18 protein-coding genes and 1 tRNA gene are annotated in these 23,374 nt (G+C 66.5%); 9 read left to right on the top strand and 10 right to left on the bottom strand.

Going from position 1 to position 23,374, the window contains the following annotated elements; all coding sequences use genetic code 11:
• Positions 1-9: 9 nt before the first annotated feature.
• Entirely contained in the window at positions 10-813 is an 804-nt protein-coding gene (locus NGB94_RS14815; protein ID WP_325791455.1) for a class I SAM-dependent methyltransferase, read from the top strand.
• Here the strand turns inward: NGB94_RS14815 and NGB94_RS14810 are convergent.
• The 4 genes from NGB94_RS14810 to NGB94_RS14795 form a co-directional block, all read right to left on the bottom strand.
• Complete coding sequence (locus NGB94_RS14810; RefSeq protein WP_325791454.1) at positions 810-1,559, bottom strand: PIG-L deacetylase family protein; 750 nt, start codon at positions 1,557-1,559, stop codon at positions 810-812. The two genes, NGB94_RS14815 and NGB94_RS14810, sit on opposite strands and share 4 nt — an antisense overlap.
• Positions 1,556-2,500, bottom strand: a complete 945-nt coding sequence (locus NGB94_RS14805) for an electron transfer flavoprotein subunit alpha/FixB family protein (RefSeq protein ID WP_325791453.1) — start codon at positions 2,498-2,500, stop codon at positions 1,556-1,558. Before NGB94_RS14805 ends, NGB94_RS14810 begins: the two co-directional genes overlap by 4 nt.
• 48 nt (positions 2,501-2,548) lie before the next feature.
• Positions 2,549-3,388 carry an electron transfer flavoprotein subunit beta/FixA family protein gene (locus NGB94_RS14800; protein WP_325791452.1) on the bottom strand — a complete coding sequence of 280 codons (840 nt, stop codon included), beginning with the start codon at positions 3,386-3,388 and terminating at the stop codon, positions 2,549-2,551.
• A gap of 208 nt (positions 3,389-3,596) precedes the next feature.
• A complete protein-coding gene (locus NGB94_RS14795; RefSeq protein WP_325791451.1) occupies positions 3,597-5,210 on the bottom strand; it encodes a S1C family serine protease in 1,614 nt (537 codons plus the stop codon).
• A gap of 318 nt (positions 5,211-5,528) precedes the next feature.
• On the opposite strand from NGB94_RS14795, the gene NGB94_RS14790 reads away from it, so the two are divergent.
• Both NGB94_RS14790 and NGB94_RS14785 read left to right on the top strand, forming a co-directional pair.
• Positions 5,529-7,562, top strand: a complete 2,034-nt coding sequence (locus NGB94_RS14790; RefSeq protein WP_325791450.1) for a TPM domain-containing protein — start codon at positions 5,529-5,531, stop codon at positions 7,560-7,562.
• A gap of 110 nt (positions 7,563-7,672) precedes the next feature.
• Positions 7,673-8,413 (top strand): PspA/IM30 family protein, encoded by a 741-nt coding sequence (locus NGB94_RS14785; RefSeq protein ID WP_325791449.1) that lies wholly within the window; start codon positions 7,673-7,675, stop codon positions 8,411-8,413.
• A gap of 142 nt (positions 8,414-8,555) precedes the next feature.
• Here NGB94_RS14785 and NGB94_RS14780 read toward each other — a convergent pair.
• The 3 genes from NGB94_RS14780 to NGB94_RS14770 form a co-directional block, all read right to left on the bottom strand.
• Positions 8,556-8,632, bottom strand: a tRNA-Met gene (locus tag NGB94_RS14780).
• Between the two features lie 49 nt (positions 8,633-8,681).
• A complete protein-coding gene (locus NGB94_RS14775) occupies positions 8,682-11,672 on the bottom strand; it encodes a UPF0182 family protein (RefSeq protein ID WP_418910660.1) in 2,991 nt (996 codons plus the stop codon).
• A 242-nt stretch (positions 11,673-11,914) separates the two neighbouring features.
• Positions 11,915-13,057 carry a PDZ domain-containing protein gene (locus NGB94_RS14770; protein WP_325791447.1) on the bottom strand — a complete coding sequence of 381 codons (1,143 nt, stop codon included), beginning with the start codon at positions 13,055-13,057 and terminating at the stop codon, positions 11,915-11,917.
• Between the two features lie 266 nt (positions 13,058-13,323).
• Between NGB94_RS14770 and NGB94_RS14765 the strand changes: the two genes are divergently transcribed.
• Positions 13,324-14,805, top strand: a complete 1,482-nt coding sequence (locus tag NGB94_RS14765) for a zinc-dependent metalloprotease (RefSeq protein WP_325791446.1) — start codon at positions 13,324-13,326, stop codon at positions 14,803-14,805.
• On the opposite strand, the gene NGB94_RS14760 is transcribed toward NGB94_RS14765, so the two are convergent.
• On the bottom strand, positions 14,802-15,374 hold the full coding sequence (locus NGB94_RS14760) for a M48 family metallopeptidase (protein ID WP_325791445.1): 573 nt from the start codon (positions 15,372-15,374) through the stop codon (positions 14,802-14,804). The genes NGB94_RS14765 and NGB94_RS14760 overlap by 4 nt on opposite strands.
• Before the next feature lie 121 nt (positions 15,375-15,495).
• On the opposite strand from NGB94_RS14760, the gene NGB94_RS14755 reads away from it, so the two are divergent.
• Positions 15,496-16,554 carry a ThiF family adenylyltransferase gene (locus NGB94_RS14755; RefSeq protein WP_325791444.1) on the top strand — a complete coding sequence of 353 codons (1,059 nt, stop codon included), beginning with the start codon at positions 15,496-15,498 and terminating at the stop codon, positions 16,552-16,554.
• A gap of 66 nt (positions 16,555-16,620) precedes the next feature.
• On the opposite strand, the gene NGB94_RS14750 is transcribed toward NGB94_RS14755, so the two are convergent.
• Positions 16,621-18,744: an ATP-dependent DNA helicase UvrD2 gene (locus tag NGB94_RS14750; protein WP_325791443.1), complete on the bottom strand. Its 2,124-nt coding sequence runs from the start codon at positions 18,742-18,744 to the stop codon at positions 16,621-16,623.
• Positions 18,741-19,697, bottom strand: a complete 957-nt coding sequence (gene nudC / locus NGB94_RS14745; protein WP_325791442.1) for an NAD(+) diphosphatase — start codon at positions 19,695-19,697, stop codon at positions 18,741-18,743. The genes NGB94_RS14750 and nudC overlap by 4 nt, the downstream gene beginning before the upstream one ends.
• Before the next feature lie 153 nt (positions 19,698-19,850).
• Here nudC and NGB94_RS14740 point away from each other — a divergent pair, with 153 nt between their 5' ends.
• The 4 genes from NGB94_RS14740 (at position 19,851) to NGB94_RS14725 (ending at position 23,329) form a co-directional block, all read left to right on the top strand.
• Entirely contained in the window at positions 19,851-21,170 is a 1,320-nt protein-coding gene (locus NGB94_RS14740) for a macrolide 2'-phosphotransferase (protein WP_325791441.1), read from the top strand.
• A gap of 166 nt (positions 21,171-21,336) precedes the next feature.
• Positions 21,337-21,717 (top strand): GntR family transcriptional regulator, encoded by a 381-nt coding sequence (locus tag NGB94_RS14735; RefSeq protein WP_325791440.1) that lies wholly within the window; start codon positions 21,337-21,339, stop codon positions 21,715-21,717.
• Entirely contained in the window at positions 21,714-22,637 is a 924-nt protein-coding gene (locus NGB94_RS14730; RefSeq protein WP_325791439.1) for an ABC transporter ATP-binding protein, read from the top strand. Before NGB94_RS14735 ends, NGB94_RS14730 begins: the two co-directional genes overlap by 4 nt.
• The gene (locus tag NGB94_RS14725) at positions 22,637-23,329 is read left to right on the top strand and encodes a hypothetical protein (protein WP_325791438.1); all 693 of its coding nucleotides are present in this window, start codon (positions 22,637-22,639) and stop codon (positions 23,327-23,329) included. The genes NGB94_RS14730 and NGB94_RS14725 overlap by 1 nt, the downstream gene beginning before the upstream one ends.
• Positions 23,330-23,374: the final 45 nt, after the last annotated feature.

Below are 23,374 nucleotides of genomic sequence, written 5' to 3'. Positions count from 1 at the left end.
GGACAGACCATGCCCGAGCAGCAGCCCCTTGCCGAGATTTTCGACTCCGGCGCCGGCGATTTTGAACGCATGGCGCCCTCGCTGTGGAATCCCATGGGCAACGCCTTGGTAGCCGCTGCGGACGTCAAGCTGGACGAAAATGTGCTGGACGCGTGCTGCGGCGGCGGTTCCATCACCGTGCCGGCGGCCCAGAGCGCCGGGCCGGGAGCCGTTGTTGATGCGGTGGACCTCTCTGCGGAACTGCTGGAGGTGGCGGCGGCCAAAGCCAAGACACTGTCACTGGAGAACGTCGTCTTCACCCAGTCGGATGTGCTGGGCTTCCATCCGGGCACCGAGTACGACGTCGTGCTGTGCGGTTACGCCGTCTTCTTCCTCCCGGATATGGACTCGGGCGTCCGCCACCTGGCCTCGCTGCTGCGCAGCGGCGGCCGGTTTGCGTTCAGCACGTGGGCCGAGGGTGCACTGACCGAGTTTTCAACCACCCTGTTCCGGCACTGCGCGGCCGAAGGCGTGGAACTGCCGGCCACCAGCGAGTCATCCCGGGACAACATGCTGCGCATCAACACCCCGCAGAAGGCCACGGACTGGCTGCAGGAACTGGGTTTCAGCGACGTCAACGCCGTGCACACAGCCGTTCCGGTGCTGCTCAGCCAGGACCTGGCCTGGTCCCTGGTGATGGGCAGTCCGCTGCGCCTGCTGCTGCCTTCCGATGCCGCTGCCGCAGACCGCGTCCGTGCTGCCTTCCTGGCTGAACTGGGCGAAGAATACACCCTCAAGGCAGACACCCTGATCGTGACGGCAGTAAAACCCTAGAACCCGGCGATGGTGGCCGGAGTGTTGACTCCTACCACGTGGAAGACCTCCGCGCTGGTACCCTCCGGGAGCCCGTGCCGGCGTGCGTTCTCCTGCAGGAAGGAACGCACCGCGGACTCCATGCCGGCCAGGTCAGGGTGCTGGCTGGCATGCACCCTGATGGCTTCCAGCTTGGTCTGAACCTCTTCAGTAATGTCCACTGCGTGGTTTTCGCGTTCCCTGGGCGCGCCGTAGAACACCAGCCACGGAACCTTGTACGCGTGCAGCCCGGCTTCTTCGAGCTCGGGATAGGCGAAGGGATTCTCCACCGCCGGGTAGACCGCCCGGGTGACGATTTCCCCACACGCCAGATGGTCCGGGTGGCTGGCCTGGATCCGGGACCAGTTGCGTTCCGGATGCATTGAAAGCACGACGTCGGGTCGCACCCGGCGAATCAGCGCCACCGCCTTGCCCACCACCTCGTGGTTCACGGACAGGAACCCGTCCCGCTCCCCCAGGAAATGAATCTCACCGGCGCCCACAATGTCCGCTGCCTCGCGCTGCTCGGCGTTGCGGCGGGCAATGATGTCTTCCCGGCCGCCGGCTTCGAATCCGCCGGCATCCCCTGAAGTCAGAATGCAGTAGGAGATCTCAGTCCCCTGCGCGGCCCATGCGGCAAGGGTTCCGGCAGCACCGAAGTCGATGTCGTCAGGGTGCGCCGCGAACGCCAGGACGCGTCCGGGCGCTGAATCGGGGAAGCCGTTCACGCGCGCCGCTTCCGGATTTCCTCTGACGCCTGGGGAAGCACTGACGCAAGGTCGCCCACAATGCCAAAGTCTGCGATTTCGAAGACGGGTGCGTCCGGATCCTTGTTCACGGCCACGATCACCTTGGCGGTCTGCATTCCGGCCTTCTGCTGGATGGCACCGGAAATGCCTGCGGAGATGTACAGCTGCGGGGACACGGTCTTGCCGGTCTGTCCCACCTGCGCCGAATGCTCGATCCAGCCGGCGTCGGTGGCTGCACGGGACGCTCCAACGGCGCCGCCGAGGAGATCGGCGAGCTCTTCGACCGGGCTGAAGTCTCCGTCAACGCCACGGCCGCCGGCCACGATGACCCGTGCTTCGGAAAGCTCCGGACGACCGCTGACGCGCTTTTCCGAGCGCTCAGCGACGGTGGCGGCCGGCCCAATCTCCGGCACGCTGACCTGGCTGCGCTCCGGTGTTGCCCCGGTGCCGGGTTCCGCCGGCTCCACGGAGTTGGCCTTGACGGTGATGATGGGGATTCCGGTCTGGACCCGGCAGGTTGAGGTATAGGAACCGGCGAGCACGGACTTGGTCACGGACAGGTCCGGAGCCACTGCGACGGCGTCGGTGATGACCCCGGAGCCAAGCTTGATCCCGGCGCGGGCTGCTACCTCACGGTCCTCGAAGGAGTTCCCCAGCAGGACGGCGACGGGGTTGGCGGTGCGCACTGCTTCGGCCAGGAAGGCAGCCTTGGCGGCAACCAGGACGTCCGGCAGTTCCCGGTCGGGTTCGTAGATGCGGGCCACGCCGCAGGCCCCAAGTTCGGCTGCGGCGTCGGCCGGGACCGGGCGGGGCGCGGCCACCTCCGGGGTGCCGAGCATGCCGGCAATGGCCAGCAGCTCACGGGCTGCGCGGGGAAGGGGAAGGGAAGGAACGTCAATAAAAACCAGTACGGAGCCCATGGGGCGCTCTCCTAGGTGTGCGGGCGCGGCAGCGCCGTAAGGGACGTGCTAGATGAGTTTCTGGGAGGCGAGGTAATCCACCAGCTTGATGCCGGCGTCGCCGTCGTCGGTAATGACCGTGCCGGCCCCGCGGGCGGGCCGGGGCGCGGAAGCGGCCACGGACGTCCAGGAACCTTCCTTGCCAACCTGGGCCGGCTCCAGCCCCACGTCCTGCAGGGTAAGCACGGAGACCGGCTTCTTCTTGGCAGCCATGATGCCGCGGAAATTCGGGTAGCGCGGTTCGTTTGCCTGGTCCGTGACCGAGACGACGGCCGGCAGCGGGGCGTCGATGACCTCTGAGTACGAGTCGCCGTCGCGCCGGGCGCGCAGCACCACACCGGTGTCACCTGCCGCAGTGCCAAGTTCGGAGGCGAACGTCAGCTGTGCGAAGCCGAGGCGTTCCGCGAGCTGGGCCGGGACCAGGGAGGTTTCGCCGTCGGTCGACGCCATGCCCGTGATCACGAGGTCTACCGGACCAGACGTGGACTCGAGATGCCGGACGACTGCGGCCAGCGCCAGCGAAGTGGCCGCGGCGTCGGAGCCGTGCAGCGCGTCGTCGGAAAGGTGCACGCCCTTGTAGGCACCGATCTGGAGTGACTTCTTGACGGCGTTCAATGCCGCTGAGGGGCCCATGGTGACGGCGGTGACGGTGTTGCCGCCCTTCTCTCCCCCGCGTTCCTCCGCAAGCTGGAGGGCGGCCTCGAGGGCGTACTCGTCAAGTTCGGAGAGGATGCTCTCGGAGCGGTCCAGGGTGTGGTCCGGTCCGTCGAGGCGGCGGTCAAACTGGGTGTCCGGGACGTGCTTCACCAAAACAACAATGTTCAGCGGCCTGTTGGCTGACTCCTGCATTCCGGCCTTTCCTGTAGGAAGATTCCGCCGGTTTCTGTTCCGGCATCCCCCGCCCGTCGGCGGCGACAGTTTAAAGCTAATCACACGCCGCCCCCGGGCCCGAACGTACCGGGAGGGTTTTACCGTCCGGGCGGGTCTCCGATGAGCAAAAAGCTCCACCCCGCCGGCCGGCAGGCAGGCGGGGTGGAGCCGGGAGACTGCTGTGCAGTTACTGGTCTGCGGAGTTGCCAAGCGTCGCCTCGGTCTCCTCGCTCTGCCCGTCCCGCACGTAGTCGATCTTGACCTTGCTGCCCGCGGCCTGCATGCGGATGGCTGCGGTGAGGGACTGCGCGTCGGTGATCGGTATCCCGTCCACCGAGGTGACGATGTCCCCCTTCTGCAGCCCGGCACGGGCTGCCGGCGTGCCGCTGGCGGGGTTGTCCGCCACCTGCGCACCGATCGTGAAGGACGAGGACGAACCGGAACCGGTGGCGGGAGTGACCGAGACGCCAAGGAACCCGTGGGTAGCCGAGCCGTTCTCGATAATCTCGTCGGCAACACGCTGCGCATAGCTTGCGGGCACTGCGAACCCGACGCCGATGCTGCCGCTGTCCTCGCCGCTGCTGGTGGAGGACGCGGAGGCGATGGCCACGTTGACTCCGATGACCTCGCCGTCGGTGTTCACCAGTGCACCGCCGGAATTGCCGTGGTTGATCGCAGCGTCGGTCTGGATCACGTTCAGGTAGATCGAGTTCGCCGCCGAGCTCTGGTTCTGCGAAGAACCGTCCGGCGGGGCGAACCGGAAGCCGAACCCGTCATCCTCCGGGGCGGAATCCGAGTCGGATTCCGGCGCTGCGGAGGACTGGACGCTGATGGTGCGGTTCAGGGTTGAAACAATCCCGTCCGTCACGGTGCCCGACAGGCCAAGCGGAGCACCGATGGCCAGGACGGAGTCACCGACGTTCAGGTTCCCGGAATCACCCAGGGTTGCCGGCGTCAGGTTATCGGAGTCCACCTTGATAACCGCCAGGTCTGAAAGCGGATCGGTGCCGACCACCGTAGCCTGGAGCACCCTGCCGTCCTCCGTCTGCACCTCAATGCTCGGGTCTGCGACGGTGCCGCCCAGCGTCACCACATGGGTGTTGGTCAGGATGTGGCCCTGGTCGTCCAGGATGATGCCGGATCCGCTGCCGGAGGAACCGGAGCCGGAGACTTCAATAGTCACGACGCTCGGCGATGCCTTCACAGCCGCGGCGGTGATGGCATTGACGCTGTCCGTGTTGTTTACGACCACGGTGTTTGACTGGCCCGTGGTTCCAGCGGTGGCCGAGCCGTTGTCCAGGACTGCGTCTGCTGCGACGGCCACTCCGCCGCCCAGGAGTCCTGCGATCAGCATTGCGGTGACGATCGTTCCCGTTCCGTAGCGGCGGCGTCCTCCGGCCGCGGGCTGCTGGGGACCCGGGCTGCCGTAATTGCCGCCGTAGCCTCCGCCGTACGGTGCGGAATGCGGCTGGCCGGGCTGCCCGGAGGCGTAGGACCCGGCCGGCGGAGTCTGCGGAGCAGGACCGGCGGTGCCGCTGTTGTAGCCGGAGGTGTTGTAAGCACCGGCAGAAGCCTGTTCCCCGGCGTCTACGGCTGGCTCAGCCCGCTGGTCCTGCTGCGGTGCGCTCCGGGGTTCCCGGGCGTCAGGCGCGGGATGCGCACCGCCGGCCGGCAGGCGGGTGGTGGCGTCCGCAGCCTGGTCGGGGGTCTCCCCGTCCGGAGCGGAAGACGTCGGCGGGACCGGAGGGCGGGGAGGCAACGGCCGCTGCGGGCCTTCAGTGCCCCCGAAGTGCTCACTCATATGGGCCGTCCTTTCGAAAATTCGCTGTACCCACAAGTATCGACCTATCCACTATGGCAGGGGAGTCTGTGTCCGAGGCGCGAGCTTTCTGAATGTCCGCTGGGAATTTCCCGAATGGCGTGTTCGCCTTCCCTGTGCGATTCTCCCGCTCGTCTGCCCTAGTCAACGGCGGATCATCCGGGGAAACGCACAGACTCATGGGATACGGTTTCGTGGTGGACTGGCAGTCGGGCCGCCCATAGAATCAGAGCCATATCCGCCCGGCAGCCACGAACCCGTGACCCAAGTGCAGCGTACGGACAGACTAAGGATTCTTTTATGCGGTTGAGGACGAAGCGGTTTGCAGCCGTGCTGGCTCTGAGCGCCCTGGCGGTCTTCGCGCCGTCTGCTGCGCATGCCGATCCTCCGGTAACCATTCCTCCGGGCCAGTACCTGGTGGATACCAACGACTCGCTGGGCGCAGGCACCTCCGAAGTGCAGCAGGCCATCAGCCAGGTCCAGGAAAGCACCGGATACACGCTCTATGTTGTGTTCGTCGACAGCTTCACGGACCCCAGCGATCCCACGGCGTGGGCGCAGGACGTCGTGACCTCCAAGGACATGGGCTCCCGGGAGGCGCTCCTCAGCATCGCCACCGAGGAGCGCAAGATCGAAGTTGCCACCGGCGACCAGTCGGTCCTTAACGAAGAACGCCGCAACGCCATGATCGACGCTGCGACGGAGCCGCTGCTGGGCAACCAGAACATCACGTCAGAGGACTGGACCGCGGCCGCAGTCAACGCCGCCGAGTCCCTCGAGGACATCGCCGGCGGCGGCAGCGGAAAGGTCTCATCCGGCGGGGGCAGCCTGGTTCCCGCGTTCGTTGTCGCAGCCGTGGTGCTGGTCGGCGCGTTCGCTGTCTTCTACCTGGTCCGCAGCCGGCGGGGCAAGCAGCGCGCGGTTGCCAGCCGGGAACAGACTGCGCCCAAGGATCCGCTGGACGCCATGAGCGTTGCCGACCTGCGCAAGCGCGCAGGCAGCCTGCTGGTTGCCGCCGACGACGCCATCAAGTCCAGCGAACAGGAGCTCGCCTTCGCGGCGGCCCAGTACGGTGACGACGCCGTCTCCACCTTCACTGACGATCTTGCCGCGGCACGGGCGCACATGGGCGAATCCTTCAAGATGCAGCAGCAGCTGGACGACGAGATTCCGGACACCGAAGAGCAGCAGCGCACCTGGCTGAAGGACATCATCCGCCGCTGCGAGGCAGTCAACGACTCCCTCCAGGCACACAAGGAAGACTTCGATGCGCTCCGTGAGCTTGAGCGCAACGCACCCGCCGCCCTGGCCGCGGCCCAGGACTCCGCCCGTGCGGCTTCCGCCCGGCTGGACTCCGCCCGCGCTGCCCTGGACGGCCTTGAAACCCGGTACAGCGACACCGCGCTGGTGAAGGTGCGGGACAACATCGACCAGGCCCGTGAACGGCTGGCCTTCGTGGAGAACGCCGCAGACACCGCCCAGGAAAAGCTCCAGGCTTCTGACACGTCCGCGGCAGTCCTGGCCGTGCGTGCCGCCGAGGAAAGCGTGCACCAGGCGAACGTGCTCCTGGACGCCATCGACCGGACCGGGGCAGGACTGGACGCGGCGGCAGCCGAACTGGACCGGGCCGTCGCTGACGCCCGTCAGGACCTGGCACAGGCCCGTGCTTTCTCCCAGGGCGGCTCCCAGCCTGCGCTGGCAGGCCCGATCGCCGGCGTCGAACAGGCACTGGACGCGGTCGCCGCGGCCCGCGGCGGAAAGTACGACCCGGTTGATCTCCTCGGCCGGCTCGAATCAGCCAATGCCCAGCTCGATGCCTCGCTTGAGGGCCTGCGGGACCGGCAGGAACAGGAACGCCGTGCCCGCGATGCCCTCCAGCACACCATCATGTCCGCGCAGGCGCAGATTGCGGGAACTTCGGACTACATCCGTGCCCGCCGCGGCGGCGTCGGCAGCGAAGCCCGGACCCGGCTTGCTGAGGCGGAACGCAACCTCCAGCAGGCCATCGCGCTGCAGTCCTCGGACCCCGTCAGTGCCCTGGCCTATGCCCAGCAGGCGAACGCGCTCGCGGCACAGGCTTCCCAGATGGCCCAGCAGGACGTCGACGGGTTCGGCGGCATGGGCGGCTGGGGCGGCGGCGGAGGCATGTACGGCGGCCGCGGCGGCGGAAGCGGACTCGGCGGTGCGATCCTCGGCGGCATCCTCATTGACTCGATCCTGCGCGGCGGTTCCGGCGGCGGCGGAGGCTGGGGCGGCGGCGGCTTCGGCGGTTTCGGAGGCGGCGGCGGCTTTGGCGGAAGCGGCGGGTTTGGCTCGTCGGGAGGCAACTTCTAGCCTCGGGCCCACCATGGATTTACCGGGACGGGTTACTGCCGGAACGGGATTTTGACAGGCTGGCAACAGCACAATTACGGACAACGTGAACAAACGCGAAAGGCAGACAGATGGTAAAGCAGTCCATATTCGGGCGGATCGCCCAACTGGCCAAGGCCAACATCAACGCGCTTCTGGACCAGGCTGAAGACCCGCAGAAGATGCTTGACCAGATGGTCCGCGACTACAGCAACAACATTGCCGAGGCCGAGAGCGCCGTCGCCCAGACCATCGGCAACCTGCGCATGCTTCAGGACGATTACAACGAGGACCTAGAGAATGCCCGCAGCTGGGGCAACAAGGCGCTGGCTGCTTCCCGGAAGGCCGACGAATTCCGTGCCAGCGGCAACACCGCTGATGCGCAGAAGTTCGACAACCTGGCCAAGGTTGCCATCCAGCGCCAGATGGCCTCCGAAAACGAAGCACGCGGAGCCGAGCCGACCATCGCTTCCCAGGAGGAAATCGTCGAGCGGCTCAAGACCGGGCTGAACCAGATGAAGGACAAGCTCCAGCAGCTGCAGTCCAAGCGGAACGAACTCATTGCGCGTTCACGCAACGCGGCCGCTCAGAACCAGATGCACGATGCGATCAAGAGCATCGACGTCATGGATCCCACCTCGGAGGTCGGACGCTTCGAAGAGAAGATCCGCCGCGAAGAAGCCCGTGTGCGGGGCGCCAATGAGCTGGCCGCCTCGAGCCTTGACGCGCAGTTCGAGTCCTTGGAGGATCTCGGTGAGCAGACCGAGGTGGAAGCCCGCCTCGCCGCGCTCAAGGCCTCGGCAGCCAACCAGTCGGCCATCGAACAGAACTAAGGTCTTTCAGCTGCAGGCCGGCGTCCCCACGGGACGCCGGGCTGCAGTGTCTTCCGGGTAATCGGGTTCGCTGCCCCGGGCCGTAACTGTCCAGACACAAAAGAAGACCCCCGCCCGGGTTTCCGGGCGGGGGTCTTTCACATGGTTGCGGGGGCAAGATTTGAACTTGCGACCTCTGGGTTATGAGCCCAGCGAGCTACCGAACTGCTCCACCCCGCGGCGCGGTATCTACTCTACCGTCCGCGGGGTGGAGCCGCAACTCACGCAGTTACTCGCCGGAGTTCTCCTCGCCGGAACCGGTGCCCTCGCCGCCTGATCCGTCGGCTGCTCCCGCAGCTGCACCGGCCAAACGGTCCTGGGCCCCGATGGCCCGCTGAATTGCTGCGTTCAGCTTGTCCTGCGCTGCGCCGTAGGCCGCGAAGTCACCGTTGGCCAGGGCTTCCTGTCCTTCCTGGATGGCGGCACCGGCGTCAGACAGTGCCGTCTCCAGGTCGGCCTGGGCCGTGGTTTCCGAAGGCGCCGGCGTGGTGCCGTCGTCCGGGGTGTTGCCGACGTTTTCCTGATCGCCGGTCACGGCTCCCGAGTCGCCGCCGAACACCTGGTCGAGTGCTTCGTCCAGGGTCGGAGCGAATCCGACGCGTTCACCGAAGTTCACCAGGACGCGCTGCAGTGTCGGGTACGAGGACGCACCGGAGGACTGCACGTAGACGGGCTGCACGTAGAGCATGCCGCCGCCGACCGGCAGGCTGAGCAGGTTGCCGTTGATGACTTCAGAGGCACCCTGGCGCAGCAGGTTCAAGGCGTTTGAAACTGTCGGATCCGAGTTGAACCGGTTTTGTGCCTGGCCGGGGCCGGGCACCGCCGTATCGGTCGGGAGCTCGAGCAGACGCAGCGTTCCATACGATTCGGCCTTCTCGCCGTCATTGCCGGTCCCGGCGTCGGCATCCGCTGCCAGGAAGCCGTACAGGACGTTCCGGGCTTCGCCGCTCTGGTCAACGAACGGGATGAACGGCGTCGTCAGGGAGAATGCCGGGCTGTCCTGACCCGGCATCTGCAGCGAGAGGTAGTACGGGGGCTGCTTGACGTCGGAGTTCGTCCGGGTCGGATCGGAAGGAACAGACCAGGCGTCGTCGTTCTGGTAGAAGGACTCGGCATCGGTGACGTGGTAGCGGCCCATAAGCTCGCGCTGGACCTTGAACTGGTCCTCCGGGTAGCGGACGTGAGCCATGAGGTCTGCCGACATGTCGCTGTACGGCTTCAGCGTGGACGGGAAGACGTCCTGCCAGGCCTTCAGCAGCGGATCCTCGTCATCCCACGCGTACAGGGTGACAGAACCGTCGTAGGCATCCACCGTGGCCTTGACCGCGTTGCGGATGTAGTTCACCCGGTCGGCCGGCAGTGCAGCCGAGGCACCGCCGGTCAGGGAGTCAGTAGTGGCCGAGGCCAGCTCCTGCTGGGTGGAGTACGGGAAGTAACGGCTGGTGGTGTAGCCGTCCACAATCCACTTGACCCGGCCGTCAACAACGGCAGGGTAGGCGTTTCCGTCAACCGTCAGGTAGGGCGCAACCTTCTCGACGCGTTCGCGGGGATCGCGGTCGTAGAGGATCTGGGACTCTTCGTTGACGAAGTCCGAGAGCAGCAGTTCGGTGGACTGGAACTTGATGGCGTAGACCAGCTGGTTGAACAGGTTGCCGACGCTGGGTCCGCCGTCACCGGAGAAGGTGGTCTGGGTGTCGTCCTCGGCGTTGCCGGTCTGCGGCCGGTCGATCTCCACCGGTGCGGCGCCTTCAGGGGCACCGACCACTGAGTAGTCCGGGGAGGATTCGCCGAAGTAGACCCTCGGCTCGTAGTCGCCCAGCACGCCCGTGGAGGGAATGCCGGATTCCATGAAGCTGGGTTTGCCGTCAGCCTGGACGGTGGAGCCGCGGGCAGCGACCACGCCGTAGCCGTGGGTGTAGAGGATGTGCTCGTTCACCCAGCCGTCGGGAACGCCGTTGATGTTGAGCTCACGGACGGCGATGACGGTGTCCTGGATGTCGCCGTCAATGTCGTAGCGGTCAACGTTCAGCGTCTCCGGGAACTGGTAGTACTGGCGGAACTGCTGCAGCTGGCCGAAGGCGTCAGAGACGACGTTCGGGTCCAGCAGGCGGATGTTCGCGGTGGTGCCGGCATCTGCCGCGAGGGCACCGGCGTTGGCGTCCACGGTCGCGTCGTAGTCCATGACTTCTGTGTCCGCGAGCCCATAGGCCTCGCGGGTGAGGTCGATGTTGCGCTGGACGTACTCGCGTTCGAGGGTCTGCTCCGACGGAACAACCTGGTATCGCTGGACGATCCAGGGGTAAACGCTGCCGGCCACAATCGCAGTGATGACCAGCATGGCGGTGCCGATGATGGGCAGGCGCCAGCGGCCGATAATGGCGGACACAATGAAGAGCAGCGCCACGATGATGGATGCAACCGCAAGAATCGACTTCGTGGGAATGACCGCGTTGACGTCGGTGTACAGGGCACCCGTCCACTTTCCGGAGGTGCTCAGCAGGGTGTTGTAGCGGTCCAGCCAGAAGTTGGCGGCCTGCAGCAGCAGGAAGGATGCCGCAATGACGGCAATGTGGATGCGCGCCGGCCGGCTGACGAAGACTCCCTTTTCCTCCAGGCGGATACCGCCATAGAGGTAGTGGGTGAGCAGGCCGGCGATGCCGCTGATCACGACGACGGAGATCAGGAAACCGACAATGAAGCCAACGAACGGCAGCGTGTTCAGGTAGAAGCTGAAGTCCATGTTGAACTCGGGGTCTGTCTGCCCGAAGTCCTTGCGGTTGAAGAACAACAGTGCCTGTTCCCACATGGCCATTGCTGCCGTACCGGCGAAACCGCCGACGACGACGGGAATGCCGATCATGAGGAGCTTGCGGACCGGCTCAAGCTGGGCCTGGTAGCGGTTCAGGTTGTCCTGGAGTGAACTGTCCGGGGCGTAGATCGGCCGGGACGAGTAGGCAGCGCGGATGCTGAAGTAGACGCAGACGGCCATGATCACGAACGCCGCTGCGAACAGGGCGATACGGGTCAGGTTTTCCTTGACGAAGACCTCAAGGAAGCCAAGCTGGTTGTACCAGAGCACATCAGCGTACACCTGGGAGAAGTAGACGAACCCGATCACCAGTACGGCTACGACGATCAGGGTGGCAATCAGCGGGCTGCGCCGCCGACGGGTGGTGCTGGGGCTCGGTCGGGAGAATGGGCCATTAGGTCCGGAAGTCACAGTTACCTCATCGTTCGGTACGTCGGCTCACGGCACCTGCGGCAGCTCGGCGAGTTCGGATCCGTGCTGCCCCGGTATCGAAGCAACCTGCGACCCCTCTGTCCGACGGCCTGCCCGTTTCTTGCCGTGGTTCCTTATTCTGCCCTGTTAATCCCGCGCAGGGCCACTTCTGGGGCCCCGGCGCCCGAACCTTATTAGGATCGTGATTCGATCCGGACCATACCGGACGGGCTCACGGTACTTCAGTTGCCGTCCGGGCACCGTTCCAGCCCCCCGGCTCCGTTTCCGGCCGCAAGGGTTTCGACGGCGGCGAGCGCGTCGTCCAGCGTTTTCACGCTAACGACTTCCAAGCCTTCCGGGATGTTCCCCGAGACCTCGTCGCAGTTGGCTTCCGGCGCCAGGAAGAACTCCGCACCGGCAGCCGAGGCGCCGACCATCTTCTGCTCGATGCCGCCGATGGGCCCAACCTGCCCGTCGGCGTCGATGGTTCCAGTTCCGGCGAAGTTCCTGCCCTCTGTCAGTTCGCCGGGGGTCAGTTTGTCGATGATCCCCAGCGCGAACATCATCCCTGCGGACGCTCCCCCGACGTTCTCCAGGGCGATGGCGACCTCGAACGGGAAGGTGAAGTCGATGCTCAGGTAGGCGCCCATCTGGTAGGTGCCGTTGTCGCCGAGGACCGGAGTCACCTCAAGGATCTGCTCTTCACCGTCCCGGCGGACGGTGATGCGGGCAGGTGCCCCTTCGGTCTCGTTGAGGAACTCCCTTAGGGACTCAACGCCGGTCACTTCCCTGCCGTCCACCGACAGGAGGACGTCACCGGCCTCCAGGATGCCCTCGGCGGGCGCGTCCTCCATGATCCCGGCAACCGACAGCTCTTCCGTGAACGGGATGTCCAGCTGGTCCAGGGCTGCGGCCACCGCTGACTCCTGCGACGACGTCATTGCAGCCGCGTTGCCTTCCTGGACATCCCCGCGCGTGGTTCCGGGCGGGTACACGAAGTCCACCGGCAGCACTGCGTCCTCGGGATCCAGCCAGGCACCGACCACCTCGCCCATGTTCACGGCACCGTTGGGCCCTCCGGACACGAAAACGGTGGTGAGTGCCAGCTCTCCCGCGGTGGGATAGGTCTGCTCACCTTCAATGGTGATGAGCGGACTGTCACCGATCTCGCCGATGGTGTTGAAGGTGGGGCCGGGTGATTCCAGGACATAGGGAGCCGGAATCACCAATCCGGCCGCACCGAGTACCAGCGCGGTTCCTCCGGCAAACAGCAGCGCACGCCTGCGCGGCGAACGCCCGGCAGGCGTCTGCGCGGAAGCAGGCACGCCGGGGCGCTCACCCGCGGACTCGTTTCCAGCGGAGGATTCATCGTTCGGGGAACGCAATCGGCTGTCCTTTCCTGCGGCACCTGGCCGGGACCCGGCCAGGGCGGCCGGGATGTGGAAGTTGGTTTGACGCTGTGCAGCGCCCGGCTGAACCCGGGGCGCGCACGACGTCTCGGGCCATTCTCCCACGTGCTCCTTTGCCAACAGCGAACGGATCCTGCGAATGCGGGACAGTGCCCTGTCCATGCCGGTAACGTGGGAATCCACGCAGCCGGTGACCCACTGGCTGCCAATGCACTAGAACTTCCACAGGACCGGTGGTACCCATGAGCTCAAATCCCTCTGACCACGGGGACACTCCCCAGGATCCGCTGTCCGAGATGCTGGCCCGCCTCTTCGGCGGCGGGCAGGCCGGCGGCATCGATCCGCAGGAGCTGGCCAAGGCCGCCGGTCTGCCCTCGGACCCCAACGCCATGGCCATGATCTTCCAGCAGGTCCAGGCCATGTTCAGCGCCCCGTCCGAAGGACCGGTCAACTGGCAGCTGGCCAAGGACAACGCCCGGCGGGTCGCTGCAGCCGGCGGAGACCCCTCAGTCACGGCCGGGCAGTCGAAGGAAGTCGACGAAGCGCTCCATGTCGCGCAGATGTGGCTTGATCCGGTTACCGATTTCCCCTCAGCCACCTCCCTGGGCAAGGCATGGTCCCGTGCTGAGTGGGTGGAAGCCACGATGGACTCCTGGCGCCGCCTCACCGAGCCGGTGGCAGTGAGCATCTCCCAGGCACTGTCCAATGCCATCACCACCCAGATGCCCGAAGAGATGAAGTCCATGATGGGCGGAGCCTCTTCGATGCTGGCCAACATGGGCGGGGCAATGTTCGGCATCCAGCTGGGCCAGGCTGTCGGCGCGCTCTCCCGGGAAGTCCTGAGTTCCACCGATATTGGCCTGCCCCTCGCGGAGGGGACCATGGCGCTGCTTCCTTCCAACGTCGCGGCCTTCGGAGAGGGTCTGGACGTACCCGACGCCGAGGTCCGCCTCTACCTTGCGGTCCGCGAAGCGGCGCACGCACGGCTGTTCGCCCACGCCCCCTGGCTCGCACCGCATCTGTTCGGGATCATCGAAAGCTATGCTCGCGGGATCCACATCGATATGTCCAAGATCGAAGACGTGGCACGGAACATCGACCCCGCGAACCCGGAATCGATTCAGGAAGCCCTGGCCGGCGGTGTCTTCCAGCCGGAGCGCACTCCCGCCCAGGACGCTGCGCTCGAGCGCCTGGAAACAGCACTGGCCCTGGTGGAAGGCTGGGTGGACGAGGTCACCGCAGCGGCGACATCGAACCTTCCCTCCGCTGCGGCACTGCGCGAAATGATCCGGAGGCGCCGCGCCAGCGGCGGCCCGGCCGAGCACACCTTCGCTTCCCTGGTTGGCCTGGAGCTGCGCCCCCGCCGGCTCCGGGATGCCTCGGCGCTCTGGGCCATGCTGCGTGAGGAACGCGGCATCGACGGACGGGACGCCATCTGGCAGCACCCGGACCTGATGCCAACCTCCGAAGACCTCGATGATCCCGCCGGTTTCAGCAAGCGGCGTGAGCTGCTTGATGCTTCCGATTCCGACGTCGACGCTGCCCTGCGCCGCCTGCTCGAGGGCGGATTCAACGAACCTCCGGCAGATGAAGCACAGGGGAACGATGCTGCCGGTTCCAGCCCGGACCAGGATTCGGAGCCCGGTGACGACTCCGGCGAGGACGGAACGGACAATGAAGGGCCCGGCAGCGCGGGCCCCGGCAAGGGCGGGCCGGCCGCCTAGCCTTCGGCCATCTCGCCCTTGAGCCCGCGGGCACTGGCATAGGCAGCACCGGACAGGTAGGCCTTGGCAGTCTCCGTGTGCGGGTAAGACTCGAGCAGGCGCCAGAACCTGGGGCCGTGGGACGGCTCCAGCAGGTGCGCCAGCTCGTGCAGGAGGACGTAGTCCACTACCCACCCGGGCATGCCGATCAGCTTGTCAGAAAGCCGGATTGTCCCCCGTGCCGGTGTGGCCGAGCCCCAGCGTGAGTTCTGGTTGCTTACCCAGCGCACCGAGACGGGCCGTGCGGCGCCTTTGAGATAGCGCCGGGAGAGTTCGGCCGCGCGTTCTGCCAGACCTGAGTCGGCTTCGGCCGTGCCGGCGGCGGGCGGGGCAGCCGTGCGGGTCTCCAGCTTGTCCACCATCCGCTGCACCCATTCTGCTTCCTGCGCCTTGGTGAAGTGCGCCGGGATGGACACGACGGCGACGCCGTCCCGGAAGACTGCATTGACTGTCCGCTTCCGGCGTGCCGACCGCCGCACTTCGATGGGAAGACCGGCACGGGTGGTGGCTGGAACGGACACAGAAGGCATATGTCCACAATATTCTCCCCGGCTCCCGCATCGAAAACCTGTGGAAAACTCCTCCGGTCCCTTTCCGGGCGTGCTTACATGGTGCCCCGGCACGCGCACACCCAGACCAAAGGAGACCGGCATGCGGATCAACCCGGGCATTTATGTCCTGGACCTCGGTACTGACCGCCGGCAGTTTGGCCTGGGCGAGGGCGCTTTGCTTCTCGCCGGCCTCACCGGCGGGGACCTCGCTTTCATCAATGCCCTGCGGACCGGGGTTCCCGACGGCGAGGAAGCAGCCGCCGGAGCCGCGGCCGGCGTCGGTGAACGGCGGCAGGAACAGCTGCTCCAGGTGCTGGGTCCGGTCCTGCTGGCCCACCCCGGCAGCCGGCACCTGCTCCCGCCCCTGCGCGAGGAACGGCTCCGCCCCGACGTCGAAAGGCTCTCTGCGGTCTATGGACGGGATGCGCTGGATCCCCTGGCCCTGCGTGGTTCCGCTGTCGTGGAGGTCTTTGGACTGGGCCGGTGCGGTGCGCTGACGGCGCGGGTCCTCGCCGCAGCGGGCGTGGGAACCATACTGCTGGGCGATGACGCCGTCGTCTCCCCCAGCGACGTCGGACCCGCGTATGCCCTCACTGACATCGGGATGCCGCGCTACCAGGCTGTGAAACGCCAGCTGTACCGGATTGATCCCACCGTGCGTGTGCTGCAGGTGCCCTGGCCGGAGGGCGGCACGCGTTCCGCCGTGGACCTGGCCGTCCTGGCGTCCGACCAGCCCGCTCCTGCGCTGCATGCCCTGCCCGGCGGCGGGCTGGAGCAGCCTCACCTGGCGGTATCCGTTCAGCAGTACGGCTACCAGGTGGGGCCGCTCGTGGTTCCCGGAAGAACGCCGTGCCTCGGTTGCCTGGACAGACACCGCGGAGACGCCGATCCTGGCTGGTATGCCTCTGCCGCGGTGCTGGAACCGGGCGCCGCGGAACCGGTGCGGCATGCCGCTCCCGGAGGCGAGGAAACTGCCTCAGCGACGCTGGCCGCTGCCGCCGCAGCCGGTCAGGTCCTGTGTTTCATCGACGGCGTGGCCCAGCCCGTCACCTGGTCCGGAGTTCTCCAGCTGCGTGCCGCTGACGGGCATGTTGGGCTGGAGCCGCTCAGTTTCCATCAGGGCTGCGGATGCCGGCTGCAGTCGGCAGAGGCCGCCTGACCGGGGCCTGGCCGAGCGGAACCTCCTGAGCTGAGACGGGCCAGAAACACCGAAACCTGCCTTCTCTTAGAGTTCCGGGCTCTGGGCCAGCACCTGCAGGACTGCCTCGCCGTAGCGTTCCAGCTTGGACGGGCCCACCCCCGGAAGCGTGGCCAGCCGGTTCAGCGTCGGCGGCTTGTCCTCGGCGATGGCAACCAGCGTGGCATCTGTGAACACAACGAAAGCCGGGACACCTGCTTCATTGGCTGCTTCGCGCCGCCATTCGCGCAGGGCTTCGAACGTCGCTTCGTCATAGGTCGCAGGGCAGTCCCCGCAGCGGCCCATCTTCCGTTCTGCCCCGGAGGTAAGCAGGGAGCCGCAGACGCGGCATTTGGCGGGCCCGGTCACTTTCTTCCGGGTTGGCCTTGCCTGGCGGGGCGAACCGGCGTCGCGGGCAGTGTTCGGACGCAGGCCGTCCAGGAACCGGGAGGGCTTGCGGTTGGCACGGCCGCCGGGGGTGCGTGCCGTGGACCAGGAGAGGGACAGGTGCACGCGTGCGCGGGTGATGCCCACGTAGAGCAGGCGCCGTTCCTCATCGACGGCTTCGGGAGTGTCCGCGAACGAAATCGGCATCAGGCCCTCGCTCAGGCCGACCAGGAACACGGCATCCCATTCAAGGCCCTTTGCCGAGTGCAGGCTGGCCAGGGTCACGCCCTGGACTTTGGGCGCGTGCTGGGCAGCGGCCCGCTCTTCAAGCTCCGCCGTGAAGTCTGCCAGCGTGAAGATGCTGTCCGGGTCAAGCGTGCGGTTCGCGTGCAGTTCGTCGGCGAGCGCAACCAGCGCCGCCAGTGACTCCCATTTCTCCCGCGTTGCGCCTCCCCCTGCGGGCGGGTCGGCGGTGTAGCCAAGGTTGGCCAGGATGTCCCGTACCAGCTGCGGCACCGGCTCGTTACCCACGGAACGGGCGGCGGCACGCAGCTGCAGCATGGCGTCACGCACTTCACGGCGGGCGAAGAACCGTTCCCCGCCGCGGAGCTGGTAGCCGATTCCTGCGCTGGCCAGCGCCTGCTCATAGGCCTCCGACTGGCCGTTCGTCCGGAACAGGACCGCTATCTGGCTCGCCTCGACGCCGTCGTCGAGCAGTTTTCGGATACGTGCGGCAACGTGGGCCGCCTCGGCCTCGTCGTCGGAGCACTCGGTGAAGACCGGTTCCGGGCCTGCAGGGCGCTGGGCGATGAGCTCCAGCGGTTCAGGCCACGGCGGGGCGTTCCGCGAGCGCGCGCCTTCTGCGGTACGTGCTGCCAGGATACGGTTGGCGAGGTTCACCACCTGCGGAGTGGAGCGGTAATCGCGAACGAGTTTCACGACCTCAGCGCCGGGGAAGCGGTGGGTGAACTCCAGCAGGTGCCTCGACGTGGCGCCGGTAAATGAATAGATGGTCTGGCTCGCGTCGCCAACCACACACAGTTCGTCCCGCTCCCCCAGCCACAGGTCAAGCAGGCGCTGCTGGAGCGGAGAAACATCCTGGTACTCGTCCACCACAAAGTGGCGGTACTGGTCGCGGACGGTGGCCGCCACCCGCTGGTCCTCCTGCAGGATGCCGACAATGATGAGCAGGACGTCCTCGAAGTCGATGACGTTGCGGTCCACCTTCACGTCTTCATAGGACTGGAAGATGCGCGACACAGTGGTGAGGTCGAATCCGGCCGGCGCGTCACGCCCGGCTGCGGCACGCACGTAGCTGTCCGGGGTCAGCATCGAGACTTTGGCCCACTCAATCTCGGCAGCGACGTCCCGGATGGCTGCCCGGTCGGTGGAGAGCCGGAGCCTGCGCGCGGCCTCGGCGATGAGCTGGGCCTTGTGGTCCAGCAGGCCGGGCAGCGGCCCGCCGACGGTCTGCGGCCAGAAGTACTGCAGCTGCTTCAGGGCCGCCGCGTGGAAAGTCTTGGCCTGCACTCCCCCGGCGCCAAGGTCCCGCAGCCGGGTCCGCATTTCAGCAGCGGCGCGCGCCGTGAAGGTTACGGCCAGGACCTGCTGCGGTTTGTACAGCCCGGAGTGGACTCCATAGGCCATCCGGTGCGTGATGGCACGGGTCTTGCCCGTGCCGGCTCCGGCCAGGACACAGAGCGGCCCGGTCAGTGTGGTGGCTACCTCCCGCTGCTCGTCGTCGAGCCCCGCAAGGATGCGCGCTTCGAGGGTGTCCGCCGTCATTCACCGGCCTCCGGTTCCGGAATGGGTCCGCCGTACCAGCGGTCGATTAGGTTCCGGGCTATCGAAATGGAAGAGGGAATGCCGATTTCCCCGGCCGCGACCGCGTCGGTGAGTTCCTTACGGGTGAACCAGCGTACGTCAGCCATTTCGACGCCGTCGGCCTGCGGTTCGGTGCCGTCAGCTTCAGCGAAAAAGCCGAGCATCAGGGAACAGGGGAAAGGCCAGGGCTGGGAGCCGAGGTACTGCGGATTCCGGACAACGACGGCGGATTCCTCAGCGACCTCACGGATCACCGCTGCTTCCAGGGACTCTCCGGGTTCGACGAAACCGGCGAGCGTCGAGTACCGGTTGCCCGGCCAGGCTGCCGCCCGGCCCAGCAGGATCCGGTCCGAGGGATCCGTCACGGCCACGATGATGGCGGGGTCCGTGCGCGGGAAGTGCTGGCTGCCGTCTTCGGTGCAGCGGCAGACCCAGCCGCCCTGCTCCATCCGGGTTGGGGCGCCGCACCGTGGGCAGTGGGTATGAGTGGCGTGCCAGTTCGCGACTGCGCAGGCCTCGACAAACAGTCCCGCGTCCAGTGAACCAAGCGTGACGGCGACGTCGCGCAGGCTTGCCCAGGCGGCGCCGCCGCGTTCCATTTCAGGGTCAGGCTCGGGCAGGGTCACCATGACGATGTCCGCGCCGGCGGGAACCGAGCCGTCCTCCAGCGTGCGGCCGAGGTACACCGGTTCCTCGCCAAAGCCGTCCGGCCCCACAGGATCCAGGACCAGCGAGTCCTGGCGGACGAGGGCTTTACCCTTGGCGAAGTACATGACGCGGGTGGTTTCAAGGGCCTGAACGGTCTCGAAGAGGTCGCCGGCCGTCCTGCGCTCACTGCCGCGGTCGATGGCGCCGCGGGCAAGCGGAAGCCGTCCAAGCTGCGGGGAGTCTGGCGTGCGTAACGGACTGCTCATACCCCTACCGTACTTACTTCGGGACCCCAACCAGAAAGCCGGTCCGTGCCGGTGGATACCGGCCGTGCCATCCCTGAGTTTTTCCTCACGCTCTTCCGACTCGCCGGGTGCCTAAGGGTTACTCCCGACACATCAGCCCCTACGGTTGAAGGTGTGAAACGCACACCCATGGAATTGGCAGCCCTGGCCAGCGCCGCCGTACCGGCGCTGGCGCTTACCGGCGTCGCCGGTTCGCCCGACGACGCCGCGGATTTCGATTCCGCGCTCCTGGTCGACGACGCCGGAAAACAATGGCGGGTGCGTTCCCCCAAGCATGTGGAAGCCAGCATGCGCCTGGAAACCGAGCTGCTGGTGCTGCGTGCCTTCGTTCCCGGGGTCCGCGCCGAGCTGCCGTTCGCCCTCCCATACGTCGCCGGCACTGTCCGCCAGGGCCAGCTGTGCACCTTTGTGTATTCCCACCTGCCCGGATCCACCCGGGACATCGACGAGCTCGCGGGAGCCGGGGCCGAGCTGGCAGCCGACATCGGCCGCACGATGGCTGCCATCCACGCGCTTCCGCAGTCCCTGGTGAACAACGCAGACCTGCCCAGCTACACCGCCAACGAATTCCGCCAGCGCAAGCTCAACGAGCTGGACCAGGCCGCCACTACCGGGAAGATCCCGGCCACCCTTCTTCGCCGCTGGGAACATGCGCTGGAGGACGTGGCACTGTGGCGCTTTAGCCCCACGGTGGTCCACGGGGACCTGCATGAGGACAATCTGCTGGTTTCGGGCGGGCGGATCAGTGCAGTGAACGGCTGGACGGATCTGAGGATCGGCGATCCGGCGGATGACTTTGCCTGGCTCATCGCCGCCAACAACTCCAACTTCACGGACACCGTCCACCAGGCATACGTCGAGGCAAGGCCCGACGCCGTCGACCCCCACCTGATTCGGCGGGCGGCTCTGTCCGCCGAGTTTGCCCTGGCCCAGTGGCTGGTGCGCGGCCTCGCTGCCGAGAACCCGTCCATGGTTGAAGAAGCCGAAGAGATGCTGGCCACCCTGGAAGCGGACATCCTGGAACAGGAAGCGGCTGATGCTGCCCAGGCTGCTGCCGCAGAGCCCGCCGCTGCGCCGGCCGCTGCGCCTGCTGCTGCTCCGGCCCCCGCCGCTGACCCGGCTCCCACCGGCAGCACTGGTCCCGGCAAGGTTAGTGTCGCTCCGATCCCGGCAGCCGACCCGGAGCCCCCTGCCGCGTCTGCCTCCGAGGCTGGCCCCGAAGGCAAGGGCGAACCCGATGGGGACGTCGGCAAAGGGGCTGCATCCGGCCCCGGCGCCCCCGGGATTTCTACAGCGCCTGCCCCGGAAACGGAAGCCGAACCCGCCACGTCTGCCATGCCCCTGGTCGCCGCTGACTCCGACGGCCCGGAACCGGGGCCGGGGCCGGATCTGGAAACCAGGTCGCCCCGCGCCACCGACGCCAAGACGCCGTAGCTGTCCAACTCACCCGGAAACCCGCACGCGAAAGCCCGTCTGCTCCTGCAGGCGGGCTTTTTCGTGCCCGGCACGGCTGAATCCTCTTGAAACAGTCCCTTGACTGATGCGATGGTTCCATGGTTAGTTAGTCCAGTAATGAACCAGACAAGGTGAGCAGGAACCAGTGATCGATGACAGCAAGCCGATCTTCCAGCAGATCGCCGAACGAATCGAAGGGGACATCCTTGACGGCGTCCTCCCCGAGGAGGGCCAGGTGCCCTCGACCAATGAGTTCGCTGCGTTCTACCGGATCAACCCGGCAACAGCTGCCAAGGGAGTGAACCTTCTGGTTGACGAAGGGCTGCTCTATAAGCGCCGCGGCATTGGAATGTTCGTCTCGCCCGGCGCCCGGGAAACCGTCCTGGCCAAACGCCGGAACCAGTTCTACCGCCAATATGTCCAGCCCCTCCAGCGTGAAGCCCTGAAGCTCGGGATCGGGCCGGAGGAACTCACCACCCTTATCCAACGCAGTGCCGCTGAACACGAAGGGACCCCGGCACCATGAACGTCATTGAAACCCGCGGACTTACGCGCCGCTACAAGGACCAGACCGCACTGGACAATGTCACCCTGGACATTGCACCCAACCGCATCTACGGACTCCTCGGCCGTAACGGGGCAGGGAAGACAACGCTGATGTCCATCCTGACCGCGCAGGGCTTCGCTACCTCCGGCGAAGTCCGCGTGTTCGGCGGGAACCCGTTCGAAAACGAACACATCCTCTCCCGCCTCTGCTTCGTCCGCGAATCACAGAAATACCCTGACGACTTCACGGTCCGGAACGCGCTGGATGCAGCAGCCCTGTTCTTCCCCAACTGGGACCGGGGGTTGGCGGACCGGCTGCTGGAGGACTTCCAGCTGCCCAATCCGCGGAAACACCGGATCAAGAAACTCTCCCGGGGGCAGCTCTCCGCCGTGGGTGTCATCATCGGGCTGGCATCGCGGGCCGAACTGACCTTCTTCGATGAGCCTTACCTGGGCCTGGACGCTGTGGCCCGGCAGCTCTTCTACGACCGGCTGCTGACGGATTTCGCCGACCATCCGCGGACCATCATCCTGTCCTCCCACCTGATCGATGAAGTCGCGAACCTGCTGGAACACGTGATTGTCATCGACCGCGGCCGCATCGTGATGGATGACGAGGTGGAAGCCATCACCGGGTCCGCCTTCGCCGTGGCCGGCAAATCCTCGGCGGTGGAGGAGTTCGTGGCCGGGCGGCCGGTGCTGCACCGCGAAGGACTCGGAGCTCTGGCCTCAGTCACCGTCGATACACCGCTGGCGCCCGGGGACAGGGAACGTGCAGCGCGGATGGGTCTGGAACTGGCACCTGTGTCGCTTCAGCAGCTGATTATCCGCAGGACCCTCAAAGCAAACGAACACTACGGCTCTCCGGCCGAATCCAATCAGAACGTGGAGGTGGCGTGATGAACCGCGCCTTGGCAGTCGCCCGTATGCAGATGGTGAACAAGTGGGTCTACCTGGGCGTCCCGGGCATCGTCCTCGGCGCCTCAACCCTGCTCGCGCTGGCCATCCTCGCCCTCATTCCCAACAACGACGGCGCCACCCGCCTGGCATTCTCCGGCCAGGCGCTCATGTGGTACTTCCTGGCGGTCGGAGTGCAGTCCATGATGCTTACCTTCCCGTTCTCCCAGGCGATGAGCGTGAGCCGGCGTTCCTTCTACCTGGGAACGCTGGGCCTGTACTCGGCACTGTCGCTCGGCGTCGGCGTGGTGTACTGGCTGCTCGGACTGGTCGAACAGGCCACTGACGGCTGGGGCGTAGACGGACACATTTTCGCCCTGCCATGGATCGCCGAGGCTGCCTGGTACGCGCAGATCCTGCTCTACTCCGCCCTGACGATCCTGCTGTTTATGTTCGGTTTCTGGTTCGCGACCGTCTACCAGCGGTGGCGGATGCTCGGCCTTGTGTCAGCCCTGACCGGCTTCGGGCTGGTGATTCTTGCAGCAGTCGCGGCGGCTACGTGGACCGAGTCCTGGCCGGACGTCTGGGCCTGGCTCCTCAGACTCACCCCGCTCTCGCTGGCCGGCTGGCTCCTGCTTGGCGGTGCAGTCCTGGCGGCCGGGTCCTACGGGACGCTGCGGCGGGCCACCCCCTAGGCCTCCCCCGGAAACACAACAGTGCCGCCGTCCCTCCGGGCGGCG

Origin of the sequence: Arthrobacter koreensis (assembly GCF_035792275.1) — a bacterium.
Lineage (GTDB): Bacteria > Actinomycetota > Actinomycetes > Actinomycetales > Micrococcaceae > Arthrobacter_B > Arthrobacter_B koreensis_A.
Note: the sequence above shows the minus strand (reverse complement) of the source record. Positions and strands in the feature narration are given on the sequence as shown.

Excerpts from the sequence above, each read along its gene's own strand:
- nudC (WP_325791442.1), bottom strand. The coding sequence starts at position 19,697 with ATGAGCAGTCCGTTACGCACGCCAGACTCCCCGCAGCTTGGACGGCTT.
- NGB94_RS14730 (WP_325791439.1), top strand. The coding sequence starts at position 21,714 with ATGAACGTCATTGAAACCCGCGGACTTACGCGCCGCTACAAGGACCAG.
- NGB94_RS14795 (WP_325791451.1), bottom strand. The coding sequence starts at position 5,210 with ATGAGTGAGCACTTCGGGGGCACTGAAGGCCCGCAGCGGCCGTTGCCT.
- NGB94_RS14760 (WP_325791445.1), bottom strand. The coding sequence starts at position 15,374 with ATGCCTTCTGTGTCCGTTCCAGCCACCACCCGTGCCGGTCTTCCCATC.
- NGB94_RS14790 (WP_325791450.1), top strand. The coding sequence starts at position 5,529 with ATGCGGTTGAGGACGAAGCGGTTTGCAGCCGTGCTGGCTCTGAGCGCC.
- NGB94_RS14800 (WP_325791452.1), bottom strand. The coding sequence starts at position 3,388 with ATGCAGGAGTCAGCCAACAGGCCGCTGAACATTGTTGTTTTGGTGAAG.
- NGB94_RS14755 (WP_325791444.1), top strand. The coding sequence starts at position 15,496 with ATGCGGATCAACCCGGGCATTTATGTCCTGGACCTCGGTACTGACCGC.
- NGB94_RS14805 (WP_325791453.1), bottom strand. The coding sequence starts at position 2,500 with ATGGGCTCCGTACTGGTTTTTATTGACGTTCCTTCCCTTCCCCTTCCC.
- NGB94_RS14765 (WP_325791446.1), top strand. The coding sequence starts at position 13,324 with ATGAGCTCAAATCCCTCTGACCACGGGGACACTCCCCAGGATCCGCTG.
- NGB94_RS14725 (WP_325791438.1), top strand. The coding sequence starts at position 22,637 with ATGAACCGCGCCTTGGCAGTCGCCCGTATGCAGATGGTGAACAAGTGG.
- NGB94_RS14815 (WP_325791455.1), top strand. The coding sequence starts at position 10 with ATGCCCGAGCAGCAGCCCCTTGCCGAGATTTTCGACTCCGGCGCCGGC.
- NGB94_RS14750 (WP_325791443.1), bottom strand. The coding sequence starts at position 18,744 with ATGACGGCGGACACCCTCGAAGCGCGCATCCTTGCGGGGCTCGACGAC.
- NGB94_RS14785 (WP_325791449.1), top strand. The coding sequence starts at position 7,673 with ATGGTAAAGCAGTCCATATTCGGGCGGATCGCCCAACTGGCCAAGGCC.